At 35.5% G+C, this 21,244-nt stretch carries 25 protein-coding genes; 13 read left to right on the top strand and 12 right to left on the bottom strand.

Translation table 11 applies throughout. The annotated features are described in order from the left end of the window. The first annotated feature begins 6 nt into the window (after window positions 1-6). The gene (locus R7Q39_RS23865) at window positions 7-273 is read left to right on the top strand and encodes a hypothetical protein (RefSeq protein ID WP_318076965.1); all 267 of its coding nucleotides are present in this window, start codon (window positions 7-9) and stop codon (window positions 271-273) included. A 217-nt stretch (window positions 274-490) separates the two neighbouring features. On the opposite strand, the gene R7Q39_RS23860 is transcribed toward R7Q39_RS23865, so the two are convergent. Continuing rightward, window positions 491-949: a hypothetical protein gene (locus tag R7Q39_RS23860; protein ID WP_318076964.1), complete on the bottom strand. Its 459-nt coding sequence runs from the start codon at window positions 947-949 to the stop codon at window positions 491-493. A gap of 204 nt (window positions 950-1,153) precedes the next feature. On the opposite strand from R7Q39_RS23860, the gene R7Q39_RS23855 reads away from it, so the two are divergent. Then, window positions 1,154-2,053 carry a hypothetical protein gene (locus tag R7Q39_RS23855; RefSeq protein ID WP_318076963.1) on the top strand — a complete coding sequence of 300 codons (900 nt, stop codon included), beginning with the start codon at window positions 1,154-1,156 and terminating at the stop codon, window positions 2,051-2,053. 35 nt (window positions 2,054-2,088) lie between these two features. Here R7Q39_RS23855 and R7Q39_RS23850 read toward each other — a convergent pair whose 3' ends face one another. Beyond that, the gene (locus R7Q39_RS23850; protein ID WP_318076962.1) at window positions 2,089-2,424 is read right to left on the bottom strand and encodes a hypothetical protein; all 336 of its coding nucleotides are present in this window, start codon (window positions 2,422-2,424) and stop codon (window positions 2,089-2,091) included. Window positions 2,425-2,615: 191 nt separating this feature from the next. On the opposite strand from R7Q39_RS23850, the gene R7Q39_RS23845 reads away from it, so the two are divergent. Together R7Q39_RS23845 and R7Q39_RS23840 are read left to right on the top strand one after the other, a co-directional pair. After that, entirely contained in the window at window positions 2,616-3,314 is a 699-nt protein-coding gene (locus R7Q39_RS23845; protein ID WP_318076961.1) for a hypothetical protein, read from the top strand. Next, complete coding sequence (locus R7Q39_RS23840) at window positions 3,298-3,603, top strand: hypothetical protein (RefSeq protein ID WP_053317402.1); 306 nt, start codon at window positions 3,298-3,300, stop codon at window positions 3,601-3,603. Before R7Q39_RS23845 ends, R7Q39_RS23840 begins: the two co-directional genes overlap by 17 nt. Window positions 3,604-3,640: 37 nt before the next feature. On the opposite strand, the gene R7Q39_RS23835 is transcribed toward R7Q39_RS23840, so the two are convergent. Further along, complete coding sequence (locus R7Q39_RS23835) at window positions 3,641-4,450, bottom strand: hypothetical protein (RefSeq protein ID WP_318076960.1); 810 nt, start codon at window positions 4,448-4,450, stop codon at window positions 3,641-3,643. 399 nt (window positions 4,451-4,849) lie between these two features. Here R7Q39_RS23835 and R7Q39_RS23830 point away from each other — a divergent pair, with 399 nt between their 5' ends. Next, window positions 4,850-5,842: a hypothetical protein gene (locus R7Q39_RS23830; protein WP_318076959.1), complete on the top strand. Its 993-nt coding sequence runs from the start codon at window positions 4,850-4,852 to the stop codon at window positions 5,840-5,842. 25 nt (window positions 5,843-5,867) lie between these two features. Here the strand turns inward: R7Q39_RS23830 and R7Q39_RS23825 are convergent, their stop codons facing one another. Beyond that, entirely contained in the window at window positions 5,868-6,242 is a 375-nt protein-coding gene (locus R7Q39_RS23825; RefSeq protein WP_116920932.1) for a hypothetical protein, read from the bottom strand. Window positions 6,243-6,309: 67 nt separating this feature from the next. Between R7Q39_RS23825 and R7Q39_RS23820 the strand changes: the two genes are divergently transcribed. After that, window positions 6,310-6,888 (top strand): hypothetical protein, encoded by a 579-nt coding sequence (locus R7Q39_RS23820; protein WP_258636509.1) that lies wholly within the window; start codon window positions 6,310-6,312, stop codon window positions 6,886-6,888. A 27-nt stretch (window positions 6,889-6,915) separates the two neighbouring features. Here the strand turns inward: R7Q39_RS23820 and R7Q39_RS23815 are convergent, their stop codons facing one another. Further along, window positions 6,916-7,188, bottom strand: a complete 273-nt coding sequence (locus tag R7Q39_RS23815; RefSeq protein ID WP_021485429.1) for a hypothetical protein — start codon at window positions 7,186-7,188, stop codon at window positions 6,916-6,918. A gap of 332 nt (window positions 7,189-7,520) precedes the next feature. Here R7Q39_RS23815 and R7Q39_RS23810 point away from each other — a divergent pair, with 332 nt between their 5' ends. After that, on the top strand, window positions 7,521-7,880 hold the full coding sequence (locus R7Q39_RS23810) for a hypothetical protein (protein WP_318076958.1): 360 nt from the start codon (window positions 7,521-7,523) through the stop codon (window positions 7,878-7,880). A gap of 35 nt (window positions 7,881-7,915) precedes the next feature. Here R7Q39_RS23810 and R7Q39_RS23805 read toward each other — a convergent pair whose 3' ends face one another. The 5 genes from R7Q39_RS23805 to polA form a co-directional block, all read right to left on the bottom strand. Beyond that, on the bottom strand, window positions 7,916-8,314 hold the full coding sequence (locus tag R7Q39_RS23805; RefSeq protein ID WP_318076957.1) for a hypothetical protein: 399 nt from the start codon (window positions 8,312-8,314) through the stop codon (window positions 7,916-7,918). A gap of 108 nt (window positions 8,315-8,422) precedes the next feature. Continuing rightward, the gene (locus R7Q39_RS23800; protein WP_258636504.1) at window positions 8,423-9,679 is read right to left on the bottom strand and encodes a hypothetical protein; all 1,257 of its coding nucleotides are present in this window, start codon (window positions 9,677-9,679) and stop codon (window positions 8,423-8,425) included. A gap of 10 nt (window positions 9,680-9,689) precedes the next feature. After that, complete coding sequence (locus tag R7Q39_RS23795) at window positions 9,690-10,946, bottom strand: hypothetical protein (RefSeq protein WP_258636503.1); 1,257 nt, start codon at window positions 10,944-10,946, stop codon at window positions 9,690-9,692. A 35-nt stretch (window positions 10,947-10,981) separates the two neighbouring features. Next, window positions 10,982-12,580, bottom strand: coding sequence for a hypothetical protein (locus R7Q39_RS23790; protein ID WP_318076956.1), 1,599 nt, complete (start codon window positions 12,578-12,580; stop codon window positions 10,982-10,984). A 102-nt stretch (window positions 12,581-12,682) separates the two neighbouring features. After that, window positions 12,683-15,367 carry a DNA polymerase I gene (polA, locus tag R7Q39_RS23785; protein WP_258636499.1) on the bottom strand — a complete coding sequence of 895 codons (2,685 nt, stop codon included), beginning with the start codon at window positions 15,365-15,367 and terminating at the stop codon, window positions 12,683-12,685. 610 nt (window positions 15,368-15,977) lie between these two features. On the opposite strand from polA, the gene R7Q39_RS29325 reads away from it, so the two are divergent. Genes R7Q39_RS29325 through R7Q39_RS23775 form a run of 3 tightly spaced genes read left to right on the top strand, consistent with a single transcriptional unit; the run spans window position 15,978 to window position 17,104 of the window. Beyond that, the gene (locus tag R7Q39_RS29325) at window positions 15,978-16,328 is read left to right on the top strand and encodes an aminoacyl-tRNA hydrolase (RefSeq protein ID WP_411977359.1); all 351 of its coding nucleotides are present in this window, start codon (window positions 15,978-15,980) and stop codon (window positions 16,326-16,328) included. A 14-nt stretch (window positions 16,329-16,342) separates the two neighbouring features. Then, the gene (locus R7Q39_RS23780) at window positions 16,343-16,723 is read left to right on the top strand and encodes a hypothetical protein (RefSeq protein WP_021486224.1); all 381 of its coding nucleotides are present in this window, start codon (window positions 16,343-16,345) and stop codon (window positions 16,721-16,723) included. A gap of 15 nt (window positions 16,724-16,738) precedes the next feature. Then, entirely contained in the window at window positions 16,739-17,104 is a 366-nt protein-coding gene (locus tag R7Q39_RS23775) for a hypothetical protein (RefSeq protein WP_318076955.1), read from the top strand. 327 nt (window positions 17,105-17,431) lie between these two features. Here R7Q39_RS23775 and R7Q39_RS23770 read toward each other — a convergent pair whose 3' ends face one another. Together R7Q39_RS23770 and R7Q39_RS23765 are read right to left on the bottom strand one after the other, a co-directional pair. After that, window positions 17,432-17,830 carry a hypothetical protein gene (locus tag R7Q39_RS23770; protein ID WP_020331476.1) on the bottom strand — a complete coding sequence of 133 codons (399 nt, stop codon included), beginning with the start codon at window positions 17,828-17,830 and terminating at the stop codon, window positions 17,432-17,434. Window positions 17,831-17,938: 108 nt separating this feature from the next. Further along, the gene (locus R7Q39_RS23765; protein WP_318076954.1) at window positions 17,939-19,276 is read right to left on the bottom strand and encodes a hypothetical protein; all 1,338 of its coding nucleotides are present in this window, start codon (window positions 19,274-19,276) and stop codon (window positions 17,939-17,941) included. Window positions 19,277-19,653: 377 nt separating this feature from the next. Between R7Q39_RS23765 and R7Q39_RS23760 the strand changes: the two genes are divergently transcribed. From R7Q39_RS23760 to R7Q39_RS23750, 3 genes are all read left to right on the top strand, one after another. Further along, entirely contained in the window at window positions 19,654-20,037 is a 384-nt protein-coding gene (locus tag R7Q39_RS23760; RefSeq protein ID WP_044129018.1) for a DUF6750 family protein, read from the top strand. 80 nt (window positions 20,038-20,117) lie between these two features. Beyond that, on the top strand, window positions 20,118-20,366 hold the full coding sequence (locus R7Q39_RS23755) for a hypothetical protein (protein ID WP_318076953.1): 249 nt from the start codon (window positions 20,118-20,120) through the stop codon (window positions 20,364-20,366). Then, entirely contained in the window at window positions 20,363-21,214 is an 852-nt protein-coding gene (locus tag R7Q39_RS23750; RefSeq protein WP_318076952.1) for a thymidylate synthase, read from the top strand. Before R7Q39_RS23755 ends, R7Q39_RS23750 begins: the two co-directional genes overlap by 4 nt. Window positions 21,215-21,244: the final 30 nt, after the last annotated feature.

Raw genomic sequence — 21,244 nt, 5'->3', positions numbered from 1 at the left:
TAATAAATGTCTTCAATTACAATCTCAAAATCACAGAGCATAGTTTTAAACACAGACAAAATAACGATCTCAAGAGCTGAAGACAACTCATTGAATTGTCAATTGAAATCAGAAAATCTTGAGGATATTGTAAAAGAGCTTGCAGAGCTGTACTGTATTCAACAGGATCAAATTGCGGAACTTTCAAAAAGACCGAAGTTTGATCTGAGCACCGTACATGGAAGAGAACAAGCTGTCATAGCGAATCTCCCTCCTGAATTGAAAAATAGCTAAGGATTAGATAATGAAAAATGTCGATACTGTTAAAAGACTTGCCGAATCTGGTCAAGAAGCTAAAAAACTATTTTCTGACTTGGCAAAGGACTTTGACCGTCAGGAGAATGCTGGATACGATCTATGAGCATGATATGACTCCAGATAAAGCGGAATGGTACTCTTGCCCATGCGGACAAGAACACTAATTTCACATTTTTGATATAACAAGCCTGCTCTATGCAGGCTTGATAGTCTTTCTAAACTCTGATGCCAACAAGGGTAGATTTAACTTCTTATATATTGTTGGGGAGTTTAGTGGGTATGAACTTTCTACAAGATGAACAATATCATTGAATAGTGCGTGTTTTAATTTTTGCGACAAATAATAAAGAACGTTGTCAAATTCAGCAGTGTTTTCGCTAGTTCCAAGTTCTACATATGAGACTGTACCAAGCTTACTCAATTCGGAGTAAATCCTAATAGTGAATTGAGCGCCTAAACAACTTCGAAGTAATACATCTTTTAGGTTTGATTTAATACTGCCATGCTCATATTCCCACTCAATATCGGTGCGCTTAACCCCGTTTTTTAAGCATGAATACCAATCATATAAGTATAAGATTAATTCTAATTTTCGTAATGAAATTGATTGGTTATTCCCAAATTCATCAATAATCCTCTTGATTTCATTCATTTTATTCTTTCTTTGTGTTGACTTTTGATTGTTACATTATATTATGATCACAGGCTTTAGAACAAGTCTAGCGTTAAGGTGTCAGTAAATGATAGCGAATACAAAGTTCATTAAATGGTCGTTTTATATCTTTTATTTAGCGGCTTTCGGTTTCCTTAGCAACTGTATAAATCAAAATGCCGCGCATAGTTAAAAGGTATTGAAATGCGTAAATCCTACTCAACTTCTCAAATCCCTGCATTGAAACGTGGTATTCAACTACTTAGAAAAGCAATCAAATTTCATCAATATGAACCATTGTTATCCCTAAAGTTAAATGAGTTGCAAGATCGTATTGCTGTTGGCTTGAAATTTGGAACGTTCAACGATTTGAGTACTGATGCTAAAAAGCATGAAACCCCAATTTTCATGGACTGTTTTTGTGCGGAATCCAATTCAGAATGGCGCAACATTAGGGACTCGATCAAGAGAACGCTACTTGGGGAAATTGATAACAGTGCTAAAGGTGAAATCCTGAAGTATATCGAAATGATATCCTGGTATCCCGCTGTTGACGAATCTATTGATCGTCTAAAAGAAGCCTCAGAAGAAATCATTAATTATGCAGACAATTATGAGATTCCTAACCTTTTTTTGGTCTCAAATATTGATGAGAAAAACCGTTCGATAACGATTAGGTTGAATAATCCAGATTTACGTTATGCGTATGGAACACTCGTACATCTAGAAAGTTCGTATCTAAGCCTTTCAGACTTAATGTTTACACGAAAGGACATTGTTGTTTACCACGTACAGAGCATCAATAAAGGACATGAATTCAAAATTGAGTTCAATGATCATGCTCACAACAGACAATTTCTTCCTCAAGTTGCGGTGGTGGATGTTCAGGATATGAATATTGAAAGAACTCATGCTGTTGGCATCATTAAGGGTGAAAAGTCATACCACTATACACCGTTAACACACGTTTTAAAGTACGATCCTGATGAGTTCCTCAGTACTCAGCATGAGCTTGGGTTATGTAAAGTTGCTGAAGAAGAGTCTATTTTCCTTTCTCAGTTTCCCGATGGAATATCAAGAAAACTCTACAATGAAAAAGCGTAAGCTATTGGATTTGAGCCGCTCTTAGAGCGGCTTTTTCATACCCAACCATCAATGCGTTCAGGTGAGTCTTTACCGCTCAGGATTCCATGAATAGCAAGGTGTACTGCCATTGTAATTTGAGGATTATTGAAGGAAGACTCAATTGGGATTGAAGGTGTTAGCTGATTGAGAAAATCTGAAGTTGTAAATTCACCAACATGGTCTATGGTTCCGTCAGTTAGCGTTTCTTCTATGCGGATCTTGTTGTTGTCGATAAACACACTATATAACTTGTGGAAGAGTACGGTTCTGACCTTAAACTTAGAATCATTTTCTTTATTAATATAATAACCACCTGAAAGAGGAAAGTTCTTTTTACGTTTTCGTCGCATTGTTTAGCTCATTTTTTTATTTAGAATTCTAACTTACCAAATAACTTGTTGAAAATAAAGGGTTCAGTTAAAAGCATGAAAGGATATTATCCAGATAATATTTAAGCGATTAAAAAATAACAAGAAAAAGCTTTTAATATGAGATTTTACGAATATAATCGGATTAAAAATAAACAATAAAAAGTCTGGTTATGAAAATTAATAAAAGAATAAGAAATGTAATAAATACTATACCTCTCATTTCAAGTCTTATGCTTACAGGCTGTGCAGGTAATGGCTTAGTTACACCAACTACAGAAATGGATAATGTTGATCTTAAGTTTTTGGGTGTGCCAGGTGTATTAGCAATGCAAGGTAGTGCAGTAAGAATTGATGAAAACTGGCTTCTGACAGCAAAACATAACGCATTTTTTATAATGTTTGATGATGTATATGAACACCCGTTGTGCGATATTGCTCTAATTAAGGATAAAGGCGAAATTGACACTCCAGTAAAATTCAAACTAGTGAATGAAGAAGAGAAAGTTACACACAAAGGGTATGGAAGCTTTTTGGCTATCCCCGCTAAAAGCGAGGGAGAGTTCTTACAATACTTGACTGTAAATAACTGTACAGTTGGATTAACAAATGCACCCGTTTGGGCTGGAATGTCTGGAGGCGCTGTATATAATTCAAAAGAAGAGTTAATAGGAATAAATCAAGCTATTGTTTGGAGTGTGGAACTCAATGAGGGTTCTAAACCACTTAAAGAGGCGGATAGAAGAACAGCTTATACGCCAGTCTGTACTGAAGAGGTTGGTCAATGGATCGAAAAAGTAACAGGTGTTAAATATTGTGTTAAATACAAAGATGTAACCGCAAGGATTAATAAAGATGAGTCTAAGAAGTAAAGTTGAAAATTTAATCAAAAAAAGCTCGGAAGATAACCTGCCTAAAGAGGTCATAAGCGAAAAAATTTATGATCTTTTGGAAGATGAAGGTTTATCTGTTTATGGAAACGGATGGGCAGATAACCCTACAGACTTATCCGAACTGATATCCTTGGATGATGAGGAAGCAATCAAAATTTCTTCATGTAAGATATTGTATGAACTAGATATGGCAGGGCTAGGACTTGATGGTAATGGTTGGTTTGATGGTGATCCAGAATGGAATGAGCTAGTGGAATTACATTGTTAATAAAAAAGCCTTTAACCATCAGGTTAAAGGCTTCAACTTATAACTCTAGTACTTCATTCTGATCTGTAGGTGTCAATAACTTTAGATATGCATTACTAGGGTCATATATAGGAAGTTTTGACTCTTTAATCTTGCTCTTATCATACATTGACTCTTCCGTGTCATTGGCGTTTTTATCGAGCTTTACAATAGAATTATGTGTGAATAAGTATGGTACGTTGAGATTTTTGATAAAACGAACCTCATCAACTTTATCGAGAAGGATTTCTGGGCTGGTTGCCATCAATCTATCACAAAATCTTGGATTATATTCCTCATCGCTTAACACAACATCACACTCAATAAATGTTTTTGATTGAATCTGAAGATCAATGATTAACTTTTCTAAATGTAGGTTTCTAACTCTCTCAAAACCATAAATAGTTAATCCTATCTTCAAATCATTAACTCTAGATAATCTTTCAATCAAGTTAATAATCATTGGATTAATTAAATCTCTTCTTTCATGATTCTCTAGTGATGAAGGCATTCGTATTAAATATATTGATTTAGATTCATTTAAAGTATCACCCCATGATTCATTGCTTTCATTAAAGTATGAAGATGATAAATTTTCACTTTTGAGAACTAAATAATTTTTGAATATCTCAATTTTCTCGACATCCGTAATTTCTTCATTCTCAGATAGAAGCCAAGGGAACTCACTTTGTAAAGAATTAAATGAGTCTAGCCATTGATTGGTCGTTTTTGAGTATTTATCGGAACGCAATAATGAAGTAAATGATACATAAGGTGATATGTTTACTTTATGGGATTTAGAAGGGGTGCTTATTGCATGATCAAACACATATACATTCTTAGGGTTAGAACAGTTTCTTGACGCTGCTAATGCAACTGAAAACAATAAGTCAGTATCTGTGTCAAAATCTAGAATAAAGTGCGCATCTAGTTGCCTTGAATACGACTTTGATAGCGCATACGAAATAGCCCTGTATTTTGATTCTGGAGTTTTGCTATAGACATAAATAGAGTTTTCTTCACTATCTATCTTCTCTAGTTTGTTTTTGTTGTTTGATGAAAAGAGCTTTTTAATAGCTTTGAGTCGTTATCTTCTGACAGCTTACTGTGTATATATAATGATTTCATTTTAATTTCCTTTTGATGTTTTTCTTTATCACATAATACACCATTAAGAATGAAGGTAAATGGTTTACCGAGACTTAATCAGGTATGGTATAATGCATACATGCAAAAATGGAGATATAAAGTGACAGCGCCACAAGTTTTATTCATAAAAAATGCGGTATCAGAGGAAGTAAAAGAGCTTGCTAAAGACATGGGATATGATCTTATAGCAGGTGGTAATACTGATAACCCTATAATATATTTTAACCTATCTAATATAGCCAATGACTACATTGAAAAATGGAAGGAAAATTGTAAGTTAGCGAATATTAGAAATGTGTACCACGGAACTAATGAATTCTTCACTAGCTTTGAGCACTCATCTGATATTGGTTTTCATTTTGGAACAAAGTCAGCCGCGTTGAAGCGGCTAAAAAGCATTCCAAGAATGGATGTATCAATTGAAAGAGAAGAGTTTTCTTCTGAAAGTCCATTTGGGATAAGAGCAGGCGACGAAAATTCTACAGACCTAAGGGTTAAAGCTAAAGCTATAATCATACCAAGACTACAACACCCAAAGCCAGGAATAGTAGACGTTATTAATTCATTGTCAGATGAAGAACTTAAGCATGAGATTGATAGCTACATCAATCTTCCAATAACTGAAAAGTATAAAACCATGCTTGTTAATATTGGTAAAAAGCCTCAATTCAATGTTTTAGCTAATGGAGCAGAAATACTTTCCACAGAAGATCGCTTTGTTGCATCTTGTGCTGCCAAGTTTGTGAAAGAATCCGCTGTTAAACGTGCAAACTTGATTTTACGGAACCCCATTAGGATGAGTGATCTTGGTGTTTGGTCTCCTTTAGATATTGCTAGAGAGGCAAAATTAGATTCATCTCAGGTTGATAAAATCATGTCACAGACGAATCTAGAGGAAAAGTACTCTCAGCTAAAGAGAATATTCCTCGATATGGGCGTTGATGGCATCATTTATAAAAATGAGCTAGAGGATACGGGTATAGATAGCTACATAGTATTTAGCGAAGACCAAATCATCATCACCTCAGATTTTGACATAAGACTGTCAAATGAGCCTCGGCTTGTCAGATAAAAGGAGAAACTATGTTTCTCCAATATCAATGTGTTTCTTTATGTTTCTCGTATTCTGATTCTCGTTCTCTTAATCTTGCTAAGCAACTATGAAGAGCAGGAATATTTTCAGCTTCTTTTGCCGAATATGAGATATTTTCAACAGAATCAAAGATGGATGACTCTCTCTCAGAATAACTAGTGTGAGTTTGTCCGTCTTTTTCCATCGTTAAATAAGCGCAATTTCCACCAACGATGGTCATATAGCGGTCATTGAATGCCTCTCCAACATTCCATCCGTTGCTAGTAAGTGTTAGCAGCATTCGCATTCTATAGTATGCAGATTGCTCTGATTTTGAATAGCTAAATTCATCTATGAAGCATGGAACTTTCTTTTTAGAGTTATCTACTAGACTTTCCATTTTTATTTACTCAATTAATTAATATTGATAGTATGTTACCCAAATCAATTATGAATTGGAATGATAAATGAACAGAAATCATGCGAATTGGTATTCTTTGGCAAAGCTTCTTGAGCGCTACGGAAAGCTTTCTGTAGAGTTATGCAATCTATTTATTTTTCATATGGAATGTAAGGTTTTGTACGCTACTGGAACTCCAAACAATACATTAATAGAATTTGAGATTATTGACCAAAATCTTAGATTTATAGAGAACATTAAAGAAGCCACTTTTAAAAGAGTCTTTAATTTTGAAAATGGTTTTGTTGAACTCAAGCCAGATACTGAAAAATTCATAAACGATGAAGATTATGAATGTGAATTCAATCTTTATGTAGAAACGAGTGTGAAACTTAGAAAAATACTTGCAGCGGAACTTGACGGGCTTCCTAGTGCTGAGGTTAAAGCAATAGAATTTATAAAAAACATGTACATTTCCGATTTCAATATGATTGATTCAGGCTCGCTGTTCACTTTTTATGACATCTTAAAAATAAGAACGAAAAAATCTGAGATAAACTCTTTAGATGTAGGGCTGTTTGAGCATTTTTCAGAGTTTTTCTTTCTACAAAGGCATCTGGACGAAATTGGTTTTAAGAGCCATTAAGTTTATTTATGAGATTTTTCTTAGTTTTTATTTGCCGTTGAAAATAGCTCTAGTTCTGTCTCTTTCTTCATTGACCTGGATCATTCCTTTCGCAACCATTACCCCTTGTACATACCCAAGCCAACGATTCATTTTGGTTTCTGATTCTTGTGCAGGGTCATAAATTTCACAACTAATTACATGAAGCATCCATGACAGGTGACTATTACTCATAGGGTCTTCTGGATTGCACTCGTAGGTTTTGAATGCTTTAATTTTCTGTAAGTATTGTTTAGCAATTACTTTATGTGGTTCATTCATTTTGTTAATCTTAGTTTAAATAATGATATTGGTATTAAAGTGACAGTTTTACTTCAAAGCATACCCATAGGTGTGTCATTCTCAGCAATCATTTTGAATGCAATTCTTACATCATACATACTAATGAACTTCAAAACTTTGTATGTAAGGAAATTACTTGCATTTTATGTGCTAATTTCAGCCATTTTAGGATTTGGTTGGATTGCTTTTTTACTAAAAGTTGTCGATAAATTTCTTAGCTAATCATCGGTATTATAACAAAACTTATTGAAATAAAATCAAAAATTATGGAAAATACTTTTAGTTTATACATAAGATAAATATGGTAAAAAATGGAAAAGTTTAAGGTTAGAAAAGAAACAAAGTTTGTGTTTGCAGTTCAGGTGGGTGTTGAGACTTTTTTCTTAAGAGCACAAGCTATACAAGATCCTTATTCGGGTATGTCTTCACATGGTAACTTTATTCCAGTCAGAATAGAGGATTACAAGTTTGAACTTGTTAAGGAAGATAAATGTACTCTCTTTAATAATGCAACGGAGCTTGTAAAAATGGTCATTGAAGATAGACTGCTTAAATCGCGATTTGATTCATTGCTAGCTAAAAATGAATTGTCTATTGAAGATGTCGCTCTTCAAGAGATCTGTGGTGAAAACGTGTCAATTCACCCAAACGCACTCAGACACTTAGTTTAATGAATAAATAAAAAACCGAGCTAGGCTCGGTTTTTTTATTTCGCAATCCACTGGTGTTTTCTTTTACTGTTGCCTTTCCAGTTATTTTGGAGCTTGTATGCATAGCTGTCTCCATCGGCAATATCCCAGTATGACTTACAAACTCTCTTACGCTTGAAGTTGTACTCAGGGTAGTCTAACGCATGACCCAGTCTGGTTCTTAAATCCTGCATTACGCCTTTAGCTGAACGCTTTCTTCCATATGAGCGATTAAAGCCCAAGTAGTTAGTGTAGCTGTAATTTCGAAAATGAACTTTGTCAATTTCGACATCTCCAGTAGCTAAATCTTCATCATATTCATAAAAACTAGTAACTCGTTCTTCATAAACAAAATACGATTTCTTTCTTGCCTCTGGGCGGTTGCAAAAAAACTCAGTGTGTTGACGATTTGCCATCTTATATCTCCTAGTGAGTAACTATTACTAGAAGATGTCTTTTAGATAATACATATTTTCTCTAAATTTAATGGATTGACAAAATAATAAAACAAATAAAAAACAACATCAAGCGTTATCTTTAGGTTTTATGTAACCAGGCATTGGAGTCAGACCATTGATAAGTCGCTCGAAGCTGATCTTTTCCTCTTTATCCATAACTTGTTTGACAATGTCACTTATATTGTCTTGCATTATTTTCAAATTAGATATCAAATCGGGATTATCAGTATCTGGTACTGTTTGAAGATATTCAAACGGTCTTGTTCCAAACACATGTCTCTTGAACTGGCTGTAATAGTGAATCGAAAATCTCATTAATTTATCATCTATCTTATCATCTCTGTAATTGTTAGCAATAAACGCATCCTTAAGCGAGACCATAAAATGAGCACAAACAAAATTTTCAAACTTCTTGTTCTGAATTTCCTTCTCTGTCTTCAGTTCATCATCCCATTCTAAAGTTATCCGATTTTCTTCATTTAAGAAATCTTGGAAAGTTAACTCGTAGAAGTGATCATCACATAAAAACCCATCACCAAACTCTCTAGCTGTATTTTTTTCACATTTGCTGCACTTGGTTGTTGGTTCTAGAGCAGTGGCTCGTAAACCACAACATTCACACTGAGCATAACCGTCTGTTCTTACGCTACCATGCACTTTTCTATTCCAGTGATGTTCCACACATGCTAGTTGCTTCTGAAATTTTTCCCATGCATTCTTCTCAGCTTCATCGATATCTTTACCTTCTCCACGAATGAAAGTTCCAAATCCGCTAACCTTCGGGAATGCCTCAAAAAACGCTGTCATATAAGAACCTTTTCCTCTTGATATAACAATACCGCTTTCGCCAGCTTGAAGGTGTGTTTTTCCCCAATCATACCTGGTTTCGTACTTTCTTGATGCTAGGTTAACTTTAAATGTATTGGTAGTGCCAATTTTCTCACCAAAGCCCGCTGTAGTTGTAATGCCACAATTTGAGCATGTGCAAGTACCATCAGAAAAGATTCGCCCTTCCTGCGAAATCGCAGGTACAAACTTTTCGTGATCACAGTTTCTAAATTTTTTGTATTTAAACAAAACATCTTCAACAGCTTGACTCAAGATTAAATTCTTTTCACTAGAAACCCAAAAATCTGGAATTTTACCATCATTCTCTGAGACATATCGAATGCTCGCTTCAACCAGCTTTAAGTCATCATTATTAATGACAACCTTAATTCGTTCAGTTGTTTTATGGTTTTTGTTAACTTGTTCCTGAATTACTGACAAGGCGTGTTTGGTTATAGGGTAATCTGATGTTAGCCCATTTTCTATCGTTATCACTTTATATTCCTCAATTCTTGATTCCTGCAAATTTTACCCAACCAAAGAACAAAGTTGCAAATGCCGCTTCATCGTTTTTTGATTTTTTATTGAAATATTCAACCATATTTTTCTCTAAGAATTTCATGTTGTTTTTGAATTCTCGACTACTTATATCAGGTATTTCTTTAAAGTTTGCATAACCTTTTATTTCGTATATGTGTTTTTTGACGATCTGAATAAAGGTTCTTGTGAGATAAAATGATTCTTCTTTAGAAAGCATGGTTCCTGATTGTAAGGACTGATCTCTCAGCAGCACATAAAATTTATTGCTCAAATAGCTCTCGAAGTTTTCACTTTTAAGTTCGTCTTCTGTTTCAATGGATATTATCGAATCGGGATCTTCATACCTTTCTGTATTGAACTTAACATCATTTTCATATAGTTCATCAAAAGAAAGCTCGTTGTAATGAGCATCACAATAAAACTTATCTAGATTCGTCAATTTTGCTGGTGATTTACATATAGTACATTGGGTAGTAGGTTCAAGAGCATGACCAGATAAGGCGCACTTTGTACAAGTCGCATATCCATCTTTTCTTTCAACTCGACCATCATTTCTTACCCAATCATGCTCTTTGCATTTCATTTTTTTATTTAACTTTTCGTATGCATCCTGTTCAGCTTCAACCAAGGTAGAGCCTTCGCCTCTAATGAATGTCTTAACATTGTGTATGGTGGGGAACGCTTCGAAAAATGAAGTAGCATAAGATTTACCTTTAGAGGCTGAAATAACAACTCCGTTATCACCTCCCTGTATAGAAATACCACTCCAGTTAAATGATGTCGTATAGTATCTCTCCTTAGCTCTTCCAAATGCGGACAGAAGTATTGTTCTTCTCTCTGAACTTCTATCTTCTACTGAAGGAAGAGTAAGCATTCCACATTCTGAGCACTCCATTACACCATTTGTAACGATGACACCTTCTTTTGTTATGTGCGGTTTCAGTTCGCTGTGTTTGCAAGAGCTATATTTCAAATGGGATTCGATAGAAATTTGAATAGCATCTATAATAGATTCACTAGAACATTCACTGTTTATAAAGTCACTCTTAAATCTATTATCATCATTGTATATATGAGTCATGGCATGATATGGCTTGTCATCCTTTTCATGGAAAGAAATTCCAATATCAATATTATTGTTAAATAGATCATTAAAATGTTGCGTTAAGTTTTCAACATCTTTGCTTGTGAATGCTTTTCCGTATTTCTTAATGGTTATCATTTTACACCTTAAAAAAGCCCATCTAGGGCTTTTAATTACATTGTCAATTCAGTTCCTGGCTTATCGAAATTACCATTGTCGCGTTGATGTGTTATTGATTTTATCTGTTTAAAGGATAATTTATCAAGACTTCCTTTTTCCAAGTCGTAAAAATCATCAATAACTTCCACTCCTTCACCTCTTTCTACAAAGTACTTCTTGTGCTTAGGTAGAGTGATGCTTTCTTTTATCTTGCATAACAAATCATCGGGTGAAAACACAATAACATGAAAATTTTCCATTTTTGGTATTTGTGCGTCTTTAACTTTTACCGCGTAGCTTGCAATGTGCTTAGCAACAAAAGGCTTAATTTTTAACCCGTCATAAAATATTTCTGTTGTTCTACCACTACAATAATCTTTATATAAAGATGCTATTTCATTTATTGTGTTTAGTTTCTTTTTATTTGGTGGGGTAACTTTAATTCCATCATAGCCCATCGCGGAAAATACTTGTTTAACAACGTTTCTTGAATCTGGATTCCCAGAATAGCTACCTAATGAATTTGCAAATTCATATATAGCTAGATAAACATCAAATTGATTGGATGAATTAATAATCATTGAGTTAGTCTTAGCTAAAACAATGTCTTTGATTTTATCTTCAATTTCATATTTGTTTGCAATAGTTCTCAGTAAAATGGGTGATGGTTTTGAGTCCATTAGCAAAGTAGGGTAGTTATTATCAAATGACGCATCATATATATTTGCATTTGAGACAGAGAATTTATGCAAAACCCCTCGTTGAGTTTGGTGTACTAAATGCTCTTCTTTATTTGCGTATGCATGACTTTTACGTTCAAAGGATTCTGGATTGCCATATACACGAACGGCTTCATTTAGACTCCCAGTTAAATATAGTCCATCACCTTGCTTTGAGTTACCTCTACTTACATAACCGAAAAATTTTGTACCACTTTTGTTATACTCGTCTTCACTCATTGTGACAGCATGATATAGATCCAAGTTATCAGTGGCTTCTGAGTATGTGAAAGAGCAATCTGAGTGATGTAAAACTCTCATAGCATCGCCAGACAATTGTCGCCCATTTTCGACAAATGTCCAATTTGAGTCTGTTTTGAATGCAATAGGCTTTCCGTCGAATGTAACAACGCCATTATTGTCCATTTCTTTTATTGTATCTGTATCCAAATGAGGCAGGATCTGTATTGACCAAGATAAAATTTCTTTTAATTCATGAGCGCTTACATTTGCCTCACAAATCTTTTGATTATCTTTGTTATACCATCCATCTGACTCTAGATGTATCGTATCTTTTATGATGTCAATAAATCCAGATTTGTAGCCAGCCAGTATATTTTTTTCACTGATTGCCATATCAGTTTTGTAATATACAGAATTTAAAAATGAAGTTTCAATAGAATCTAGGTCAATTGCATTTATTCTATAAACTTCCTTTTCATAAATTTTACTTTCATAGTCCTGAAAAGAAAATTCATCAATTTCTTGAGTGTGAAAATCAAATATTCCTAAAGGTGATATAGGAGTGTTATTGCCAGCATACATGTCATTTATAACACATGAGTTTGCTGAAACCCCGTCTACTATCACATGTAACGCGTTAACTCTGTTCATTATTATTATCCAGAAGAAGATTATTTAATTAATTATACCATGTGACCATTTACAAAAAAACTCACCAATCGGGTTAGAATTGGTGAGTTATCGTTTTAGATTTTAGTGCGCTTCGTTCCAGTTTTCACCAGAGTTGGCATCTGCCACCAGCGGAACCTTTAGGGTGATCTCGTAAACCTTACTGTATGCTTCTTCCATCAACTTTTTGAGTGTGTCTTTAGTTTCTTCGAGTCTAGCTTCTGAAACTTCAAAAACTAGTTCATCATGGACTTGCATCAGGAGTTTAATGTCATTTCTTTCATTCAGGATATAGTCAAAGACTTCAATCATCGCCGCTTTAATCACTTCCGATGCTGTTGCTTGGATACCTGCGTTTTTGATTGATTTCTCGGCATGTGAACGAACCATTGAGTTTGGAGAGTTTAAGTCTCCTGCATTGATCTTTCGACCACCAAGTGTTTCTACATATCCATTACTTTTAGCAAAATCTAGTTCACCTTCAAAGTAAGGTTTGATTGATACGTATTTTTCGAAATACTTAGCCATAAATTGTTCAGCAGCTTTTTTCTCGATACCAAGTTGTTTAGCTAACCCTTTCGCTGAAATATCATAGATCAAACCAAAATTGACTGTTTTTGCTCTTCGTCTCTGCGATTCATCCACTTCATCAGTTTCAACAATTTGTTTCGCTGTAGCTTCATGAATATCACCTCCTTCATTGAACACATCGATAAACAAAGTTTCATTTGCTCGATGAGCTAGAATGCGTAGTTCAATTTGAGAAAAGTCGATAGAAAGAATTTTATTCCCCGTATTCGCGTCAAAGCTTGAGCGAATGCGCTTCCCATCTTCCGATCTGATAGGGATATTCTGAAGGTTTGGATCTTCAGAAGACAATCGACCAGTTAATGTAACATCCTGATTATATGTTGTATGAACTCTACCTTTCTCGGTAGCTCGTTTCTCAATACCTGTAACATACGTTGACAACAATTTAGATACACTACGATGCTCAAGTATCATTGGGATAATAGGATGCTTATCGATTAAATCAGTAAGTACAGATTCAGCAGTAGATTTTTTCTTTGATGGAATTTCTAAATCTTCAAATAGAACAGCCTGCACCTGTTTTGGTGAATTGATATTGAATTCCTTACCAGCTTCTTTATAAATTTTCTCTTCTAACGTAGTTAAGCGACTCTTAAGCTCAGAACCAATTGCTCTAAGGTTCGTTAGGTTAACTTTAGCCCCAATGAACTCCATATATGCCAAAATAGGTGTGATCTTAGAGTCAACAGCATACTCTTTAGTCATTAAGTGCTCGGTCAACTCTTCGTACACTTTCGCGCTAACCTGCATTTCCTCAAGTACAATCAAAGCTGCATCTTCGAATGGTACTTTGTTCCAATCAGCTTTAGTAGTATTTAGTTTGTACTTCTCTCTTAATGGATTGAGATTGAAATGAGAGTATGTGCTATTCAAAAACTCTATTGATGGCTTCTTGGATTGACCACCGACAGCGACATAATGTAACACATTGACATCATGTGCTTTTAATCGGAACACATCAATTGAGTCATAACAACTCCCAAATGTTTTTAGTACATCTTTAGCGTTTCGGCTGACAATCACAAAGTCATGGCTGTCAATTAGCGTTTTCGCTAATGTGGCTAATTCATTTGTGTACTGCTCAACATCAACCACTAAATACTCATCATTAATTTTAAATACTAAGTGCTTGTTACCTTGTGTACTAAATAAATCTTGCACACCTTCTTCACACTTGAAGAAGTCGATCTGGATAGGCTTATTTAGCATTGACGAATTAGACTTATTGAACAGCATTTCGCGGATTTTCGTTTCATCAGTAGTGTACTGAGTAACAATGCTTTCAGCATTTGGGTTTTTAAGTCCAAGCGCTTTCTTTAGATTCATAAGACCGTACTTTGTTGTTAGCTCATAAAGTCGGACTTCGTCACGACAACCAACAAATCCTTCTACGTCTTTTCCTAAATCGACATCACTGTTGATAGTAACTAGGGCTTTGCTTAGTGATAGGTGTGACTTAGCGGCTTCGATTTTTTCTTCTGACTTGCCACCAATTTCTCCTGCATTAGCCAAAACACCTTCAAGACTGCCGTATTTTGCGATCCATTTTGCTGCGGTCTTATCTCCGCAACCATCAATGCCTGGGATGTTATCTGATTTATCTCCTTGAAGCGCTAAGAAGTCGATAATCTGCTCAGGGTATACACCGAACTTCTTAAATGTACCTTCTCTGTCAATTGCGGCATCGAGTAGCTTTGTGCTTCTTTCGGTCTGCTGCGTATCAATAATGTTGATTCGTTCATTGATCCCTTGGTACATATCTTTATCAGATGTCAGGATGTAAACCATGTAACCTAGTTTCGATGCTTTAACCGCCATAGTTGTGATAGTGTCATCGGCCTCATAACCAGGGATGGACAAAATAGGTAGACCCCAAGCCTCAACAATATCTTTAATTGGTTGAACCTGTTGCTTTAAGACAGGGTCGGTCTTATCACGATTCGCTTTGTACTCAGAATACATATCGTGTCGGAAAGTTTTTCCGCTATGATCGAATGCAACAATCGTTTTGTCTGGAGAAATTGAATTAATTGCTCGGTTCACCATGTTACAGAAGCCAGTAATGGCATTTGTTGGGAAGCCTTCTTTGTTGCTCAAAGCAGGGACTGCGTGGAAAGCACGATGATAAAATGAATTACCATCAATAATAATCATGGTCTTATTAAGCTCAAGTGTCATTTTGGAAATCTTTTATTTGATTAATTGAATCATTACCTTACACCAAATCAAGGTATAATAAAAGACAAATAATTATTATGATGTATAAAAATATTCGAAATACCCATTGACAGTCTTTTTTATATTTCATAATATTGTTTTCGCAGCGAAGGAAAGCCAATCTTATTCTTTGAGGTGAAATGCGAGAACTTTATTTTGGTTTCTAACGCTGCGGCAACTGACTTGGATCGTGGGAATTTCTGGAGGGTGCGCTAGCCATCTAGAAGAGGGGTTCGACACCCCTGCGAGTCACCAAGGCTTGGATCGTGGGAATTTCTGGAGGGTGCGCTAGCCATCTAGAAGAGGGGTTCGACACCCCTGCAAGCCACCAATGGTCTATCTCGGAGTGAGGGGTTCGCATCACCGAAGCTCTCAAGAAGCTCGATTCTTCTGTAGACCACCTTTTAATTTTATATATGTAGGTAAACAATCATGACAATGCCATTCAGATAGCTCTTGCGCACGGACAGACCGCACTGAACTAAGTTCAGAAACTCTTCAAAAAAGCACTCAGTCTAACTCTGAGGACGCTCCAAAAACCGCTCATCAAGAGCACCTTTATGTCTACGCAATAGCAAGACAAGACCTAGAGATGAATGCTGGAAAGCTTTGCTCTCAAATTGGTCACGCCTTTCATTATAGTGTTAGAAACAAAGAAATCTGCAACTCACTTGTAGACGATTACGAGAACCCTGAATTTGGCGGTTCAAAAGTATGTCTTTGGGCTAACGACGAAATACATATCCACAAAATCCATCACGAAATCCAGAAGCTAGGTGTACCTTGCGCATTAGTTGTTGATTCTCAACATGTGCATCCCCCATACTTCGATGGAAGTCCAATAGTCACAGCTCTCGGTGTAGGTCCATGTACCAAACGCCAGGTTAAACGCGTCCTTGGAAAACTAAAATTAATAAAATGATTGAGAGAAATATTATGAAAAATATCAACCTAAATGTATTTAAATCCGAACTAAAAACTAAATTTACAAAAGAAAGATATCTAGAAATTGTTGATAGCTTTAAAGCTATAGCAAAGAAAGCAAAGAGTCATAAGTGCGAATCCAGCATGGAGTTGTACGTTCTTAACGCATTGATTCGAGGCAAATCGGTTGCTAAGGCGACTCACAATGTAAACTCTTTAAAGTACAAAAAAGCCGAAAAAAATATTTACGACTACCTGAACGGAAAAGAATACCGCTTTAAGTATTCATTCGAGGGAAGAATACCTTATGTTCTTGATGAAGCTTTTGGTCTCACTCAAGAAGAAAGGGATCTTATTTACATTACTGCTATCAAATCTAAAGAATTTAATTAATTTTGGAATAATAAAATGAATGCTACAACTACGAAAACAATTGCAGAGAACAATACAATGAAAACACTAGAAAAAAACAGATTTTTTGAAATCGTTTCACAATTTAAAGGCTTTGTAAATGCAAAGGAAAATGAAAGAGAAAGCACACACATGTTCGAAATGTACATTTTGTATGCGGTTATTCGCGGGAAAGACCCTAAGAAAACATCTCACGACCCATCTGCTGAGAGCTATGAAGAAGCTCTAGGTAACGTAAAGGGATTTCTTGATCAAAGATACAAGCCTAGTAAATGGTTGCCAAAGGGTAACTTTGCTAACACACTAATTGATGCTTTCGGATTAACGGAAGAAGAAATGAAGATGTACAGAGAAGAGTTGTGATAATTGAAAAAAGCTCATGATCGCAAGGCATTGCGGTTTCATGGTGCTCAGAGGAAGAGGACTCGTTTAGTCCTCTTTTTGTTTTTGGGTTAGAAGTTGCACATCGAAGATGGGGAACACCCACAAAGAGTGACGCTAGACATTACAGAGAAAGTAAAAAGTTTCTAGCATTTTTTATTAACTCTATTTATTAAAAGCAGGATATGGAAGGATAAAATTTGTCCAATATAAAAATTAGCCCTTACTATGTGTAACAAGGGCTATTGATTAAATGGGCAACGGACTAGCGCCACGATACCGTAATGCCTTGCCATGATTGGGGCTTTTTTATGCTTCTGATTTTGCGTTGTTTTGTGTTCTTTGCTCTCTGAACTTTTCAACGGTATAGTCAGTAAGCTCATCAGCAACTATCCCAACTCTAACAACCGAACCTACAGCAGCGTTGATTTTGCTTGTTACATAGAACTCAAGAATATGGAATGCCATGTACACACCGAAAGTGAAAAAGGTATAGATCCCAGCAATAACTGAAACAAAAATCGCCAAACCACCCAAAATATCATAGTGATTAAGAGCAATACCCGAAGCAACAACAAGAAAACCTACTAAAGCCTTCTTTCCTACGGAATCGCGAAAAGCAATAACCTTATCCAGATTGTCGTTGAAACGATGGATAAATGATTTAGCGTTGTCTTTTGTGAATATAGTTTTAAGTAGTTCTTTCATTATAGTTCCATTTTTATTTGTTAATTTGTGTAAATTATATGTTCAAAACCGATTAAGTCAATCCTTTTTAACTTAAAAAAGAAAGCCTAGCGATTGCTAGGCTTTGGCTTAATAGTTTATAGGTTCTATACGAATAATCTTATTTCTATCAATCAAAATTCGGAATCTTGATGTAACCGTCTCTTCATGACCTTTATATGTTTTCTTTTCGTGAATCTTGAGTTCAACTCTGATTCTGCGCGGAACTCTTGTTTTACTTGGTTTATCATTGGCTGTGTACAAATAAATCTCCCTGCCATCACTTGGAATGGTTTTCATGATTTCAGCCAAATCAATTTGTAAGTCTGTTTTTATTTTCTTAAACCCATAATAATCGAAATCCTTTAAAGTTGTGCGCTCTTTAATTGTTATCGAATTATCACCTCGCTGCTTTTTATCTGAGCGATACAAACCTTCAGACCACCATGTCTGGCTATAGCCAATGGGCTTGGTTTGACCAGGATAATGAAGAATCGCCTTTTGTCTTGGTTTATGCTCCATGATTTTTTTATAAATCCGTGATTTGATGCTTTCTTTAAATACATCGCGGATAACATAAAGAAATGCAAAACCTAAAACAAATTGTAAGCCAGTATCAAACCCCATAAGTCGTAACTGGAGCATTATAAATCCGAACAGGATCATAATAATGCCAGTGGATAGCGCAATAGCTAAATACTTTTCCTTTGTACCTACATTGGTCGTGGTCGTGTTTAGCTTAAGAGGTAGTTCAGTAATCCTCTCCTGCATTTCCATTTTATTTGTGAGACGAGTGATCTTATCAACATCTTCAGTTTTAAGATCCATAGAACCCACTTTCTCGTGATACATCTTGTCCTTTCGATGTTTTTGCTCTTCAAGACATAGATTGTTAACTTTTGCACGAAGATCCTGTGAATCTTTAATTGACTGCAATGTAAGTAGGCTTTTTAGTAGAAATTGTTCAAACTTGAAAGATAGAACAAAATCTACGCTTCTAAATTTTTCAAACTTAGTTTCATCCTCAATAGGGAAATCCCTAAATGAGTTCAATAAAGTTTTAAGAGAATCGATACTATTGTCGAAATTCTCTAATGAATCCTCTTCAGTTTCATTAATCGAACTGCTCTTTAGCTGACCATTAAATAGAAACGCGAACAAGCTAATGGAAATACTGAATTTTTCAAATGGTAGATCTTTCTTTTCTAGCTGTTTCACATAAAGCAGCATAGTACTGATGCTGTTACCCTTATGGAATCTACGGCTTTGAGTAATAAAGCTATCGAAACCATTTGCAAATCGACTATCATCATCAATCTCAAAATTCTTTGGGAATAAAAGCTCAATACTTGTCTCTCTAGTGTAGTCTTTTGCTAAAGTTTGCTGAATGTCGATTATTTTATTGCCTTTTTGTTCTACGCAAACCATATACACACCTAAATGATTATGACAATTATTGTAATTAGATAAGGCGAGCTGATAGCTCGCCTGAATGTTTACTATAATACACAATGTTACACTGAAGGAAAAGAGGTATATTTAAATATATGATTAAAAAAATCTGGTCATTAAGTTGGGAGTGCTGTAGAAACAATCAAAATTTTCTTTGACAAAACCAGTTGTTAGTGTGGAATCATTTGAAATGCCTTTATTTATCATTAGGGTAATTATTAATCACATTAAATTTTAATAATTAACATAATGGTTGATCGAATAAAGATCATTAAATATAATGTCCAAAGTATAGTAAGACTATACATATCAATAACAAAAGAAATTAATAAATAATAAAAAAGGAAAATATCATGAAATTAACAAGAAAGCATGGAATGTACCTTGGCTTGGGCTTATTGGCAGGTTTTTCACTGCTAGCTCCAGACGTAGCGTTCGCGAGTGTAAAAGATGCTGGTGAAGCAGCAAAAAACATCGAAGGTAACATTCAAGCAATTAAAAGCATGATTATGAGCTTTTTCTACTTGGTAGGTCTAGTTCTAGTTGGTGTTGGTTTGTTCTTGTTCTACAAAGACAATAAGCAGCCAAACCAAGGACATGCTAAAAACGGCTTAGTTAGTTTACTTGTTGGTGTGGGTCTGCTCTCCATTACAAGTATCGTAGCTCTTCTTACTGGTACAATTGGTTTTGATGCCAAAGAAGCTAATGAGCGTATTGAAGCCGATGCAGGTTTCTAGCAAAGCAAGATTGAAAATGCTAAAGGCGACAGAGATGTCGCCTTTTTATTATTGAAATAAATACTTGGATTTGAGATCATATGTCTGTTCTAAGATTCCCTGCAAAACCCAAAAACATCCGAGGCAAGAGCCAGATATGCTGGTGGCTAAGAGAAATTGCTGATTTGATAGAATCGGAATCCCTTGAAGTACAGCCAGAAGCCATTGCTCTCTTGCTAGTTGATAAGGATAAAAGCGAATTTTTGCATGTTGGTGGTATTCGTAGAAAAGAACTTAAAAATGAACTTATTAAATCAATAAATAAATTACAATATGAGAAAGACTCATGAAACAATACTTGGATTTATGTCAACGAATTGTTGACCAAGGAAAATGGGTAGTAAATGATCGAACAGGAGAAAGATGCCTAACGGTTATTAACGCTGACTTCACTTATGATGTTGATGAAGGAAAATACCCATTAGTAACAACAAGAAAAAGTCCGATAAAATTAGCGATAGCGGAACTGCTTGGTTATATTCGTGGATACAGTAATGCTGCTGACTTTAGAAAATTGGGAACACGCTCTTGGGATGCAAACGCTAATGAAAATGAGGCTTGGCTAAAGAATCCACACAGAAAAGGCACCGATGATTGCGGTAGGATCTATGGAGTTCAAGCTCGTGGCTGGAAGACCCCTGATGGGACTAGTATAGACCAATTAGAAAACGTAGTCAATCATTTAAAAAATGGAATTGATAATAGAGGTGAGATCATCACATTTTTCAATCCAGGTGAATTCCATATGGGGTGTTTGAGACCTTGTATGCATTCGCATCAATTCTCATTATTGGATGGAGAGTTGTTCCTGAACAGTACGTCAAGGTCGGTAGATGTGCCGCTGGGACTGGTAGCAAACATGCAGCAAGTCTATGTGTTTCTAGCTGTCATGGCTCAAATTACGGGTCACAAACCAGGTAAGGGATTCCATAAGCTAGTTAACTGCCATATTTACGAAAATCAGTTTGATCTGATGAAAGATGTGCAGTTAAAAAGGGAGCCTTTGGAGCAACCTAAGTTAATCATTAATCCTGATATCAAAACACTGAAGGATCTAGAAACATGGGTAACAGTGGATGACTTTGTAGTTGAAGGTTACGAACATTACGACCCAATTGAATATCCATTTTCAGTTTAGCCCCTAAGCCGAATCTTGCGATTCGGCTTT

The sequence above is a fragment of the Vibrio sp. 947 genome (assembly GCF_033339115.1).
Lineage (GTDB): Bacteria > Pseudomonadota > Gammaproteobacteria > Enterobacterales > Vibrionaceae > Vibrio > Vibrio alginolyticus.
Note: the sequence above shows the minus strand (reverse complement) of the source record. Positions and strands in the feature narration are given on the sequence as shown.

Coding starts and splice junctions, on each gene's coding strand:
- R7Q39_RS23865 (WP_318076965.1), top strand. CDS start 7: ATGTCTTCAATTACAATCTCAAAATCACAGAGCATAGTTTTAAACACA.
- R7Q39_RS23860 (WP_318076964.1), bottom strand. CDS start 949: ATGAATGAAATCAAGAGGATTATTGATGAATTTGGGAATAACCAATCA.
- R7Q39_RS23855 (WP_318076963.1), top strand. CDS start 1,154: ATGCGTAAATCCTACTCAACTTCTCAAATCCCTGCATTGAAACGTGGT.
- R7Q39_RS23850 (WP_318076962.1), bottom strand. CDS start 2,424: ATGCGACGAAAACGTAAAAAGAACTTTCCTCTTTCAGGTGGTTATTAT.
- R7Q39_RS23845 (WP_318076961.1), top strand. CDS start 2,616: ATGAAAATTAATAAAAGAATAAGAAATGTAATAAATACTATACCTCTC.
- R7Q39_RS23840 (WP_053317402.1), top strand. CDS start 3,298: ATGAGTCTAAGAAGTAAAGTTGAAAATTTAATCAAAAAAAGCTCGGAA.
- R7Q39_RS23830 (WP_318076959.1), top strand. CDS start 4,850: ATGCAAAAATGGAGATATAAAGTGACAGCGCCACAAGTTTTATTCATA.
- R7Q39_RS23825 (WP_116920932.1), bottom strand. CDS start 6,242: ATGGAAAGTCTAGTAGATAACTCTAAAAAGAAAGTTCCATGCTTCATA.
- R7Q39_RS23820 (WP_258636509.1), top strand. CDS start 6,310: ATGAACAGAAATCATGCGAATTGGTATTCTTTGGCAAAGCTTCTTGAG.
- R7Q39_RS23815 (WP_021485429.1), bottom strand. CDS start 7,188: ATGAATGAACCACATAAAGTAATTGCTAAACAATACTTACAGAAAATT.
- R7Q39_RS23810 (WP_318076958.1), top strand. CDS start 7,521: ATGGAAAAGTTTAAGGTTAGAAAAGAAACAAAGTTTGTGTTTGCAGTT.
- R7Q39_RS23805 (WP_318076957.1), bottom strand. CDS start 8,314: ATGGCAAATCGTCAACACACTGAGTTTTTTTGCAACCGCCCAGAGGCA.
- R7Q39_RS23795 (WP_258636503.1), bottom strand. CDS start 10,946: ATGATAACCATTAAGAAATACGGAAAAGCATTCACAAGCAAAGATGTT.
- R7Q39_RS23790 (WP_318076956.1), bottom strand. CDS start 12,580: ATGAACAGAGTTAACGCGTTACATGTGATAGTAGACGGGGTTTCAGCA.
- polA (WP_258636499.1), bottom strand. CDS start 15,367: ATGACACTTGAGCTTAATAAGACCATGATTATTATTGATGGTAATTCA.
- R7Q39_RS23780 (WP_021486224.1), top strand. CDS start 16,343: ATGAAAAATATCAACCTAAATGTATTTAAATCCGAACTAAAAACTAAA.
- R7Q39_RS23775 (WP_318076955.1), top strand. CDS start 16,739: ATGAATGCTACAACTACGAAAACAATTGCAGAGAACAATACAATGAAA.
- R7Q39_RS23770 (WP_020331476.1), bottom strand. CDS start 17,830: ATGAAAGAACTACTTAAAACTATATTCACAAAAGACAACGCTAAATCA.
- R7Q39_RS23765 (WP_318076954.1), bottom strand. CDS start 19,276: ATGGTTTGCGTAGAACAAAAAGGCAATAAAATAATCGACATTCAGCAA.
- R7Q39_RS23760 (WP_044129018.1), top strand. CDS start 19,654: ATGAAATTAACAAGAAAGCATGGAATGTACCTTGGCTTGGGCTTATTG.
- R7Q39_RS23755 (WP_318076953.1), top strand. CDS start 20,118: ATGTCTGTTCTAAGATTCCCTGCAAAACCCAAAAACATCCGAGGCAAG.
- R7Q39_RS23750 (WP_318076952.1), top strand. CDS start 20,363: ATGAAACAATACTTGGATTTATGTCAACGAATTGTTGACCAAGGAAAA.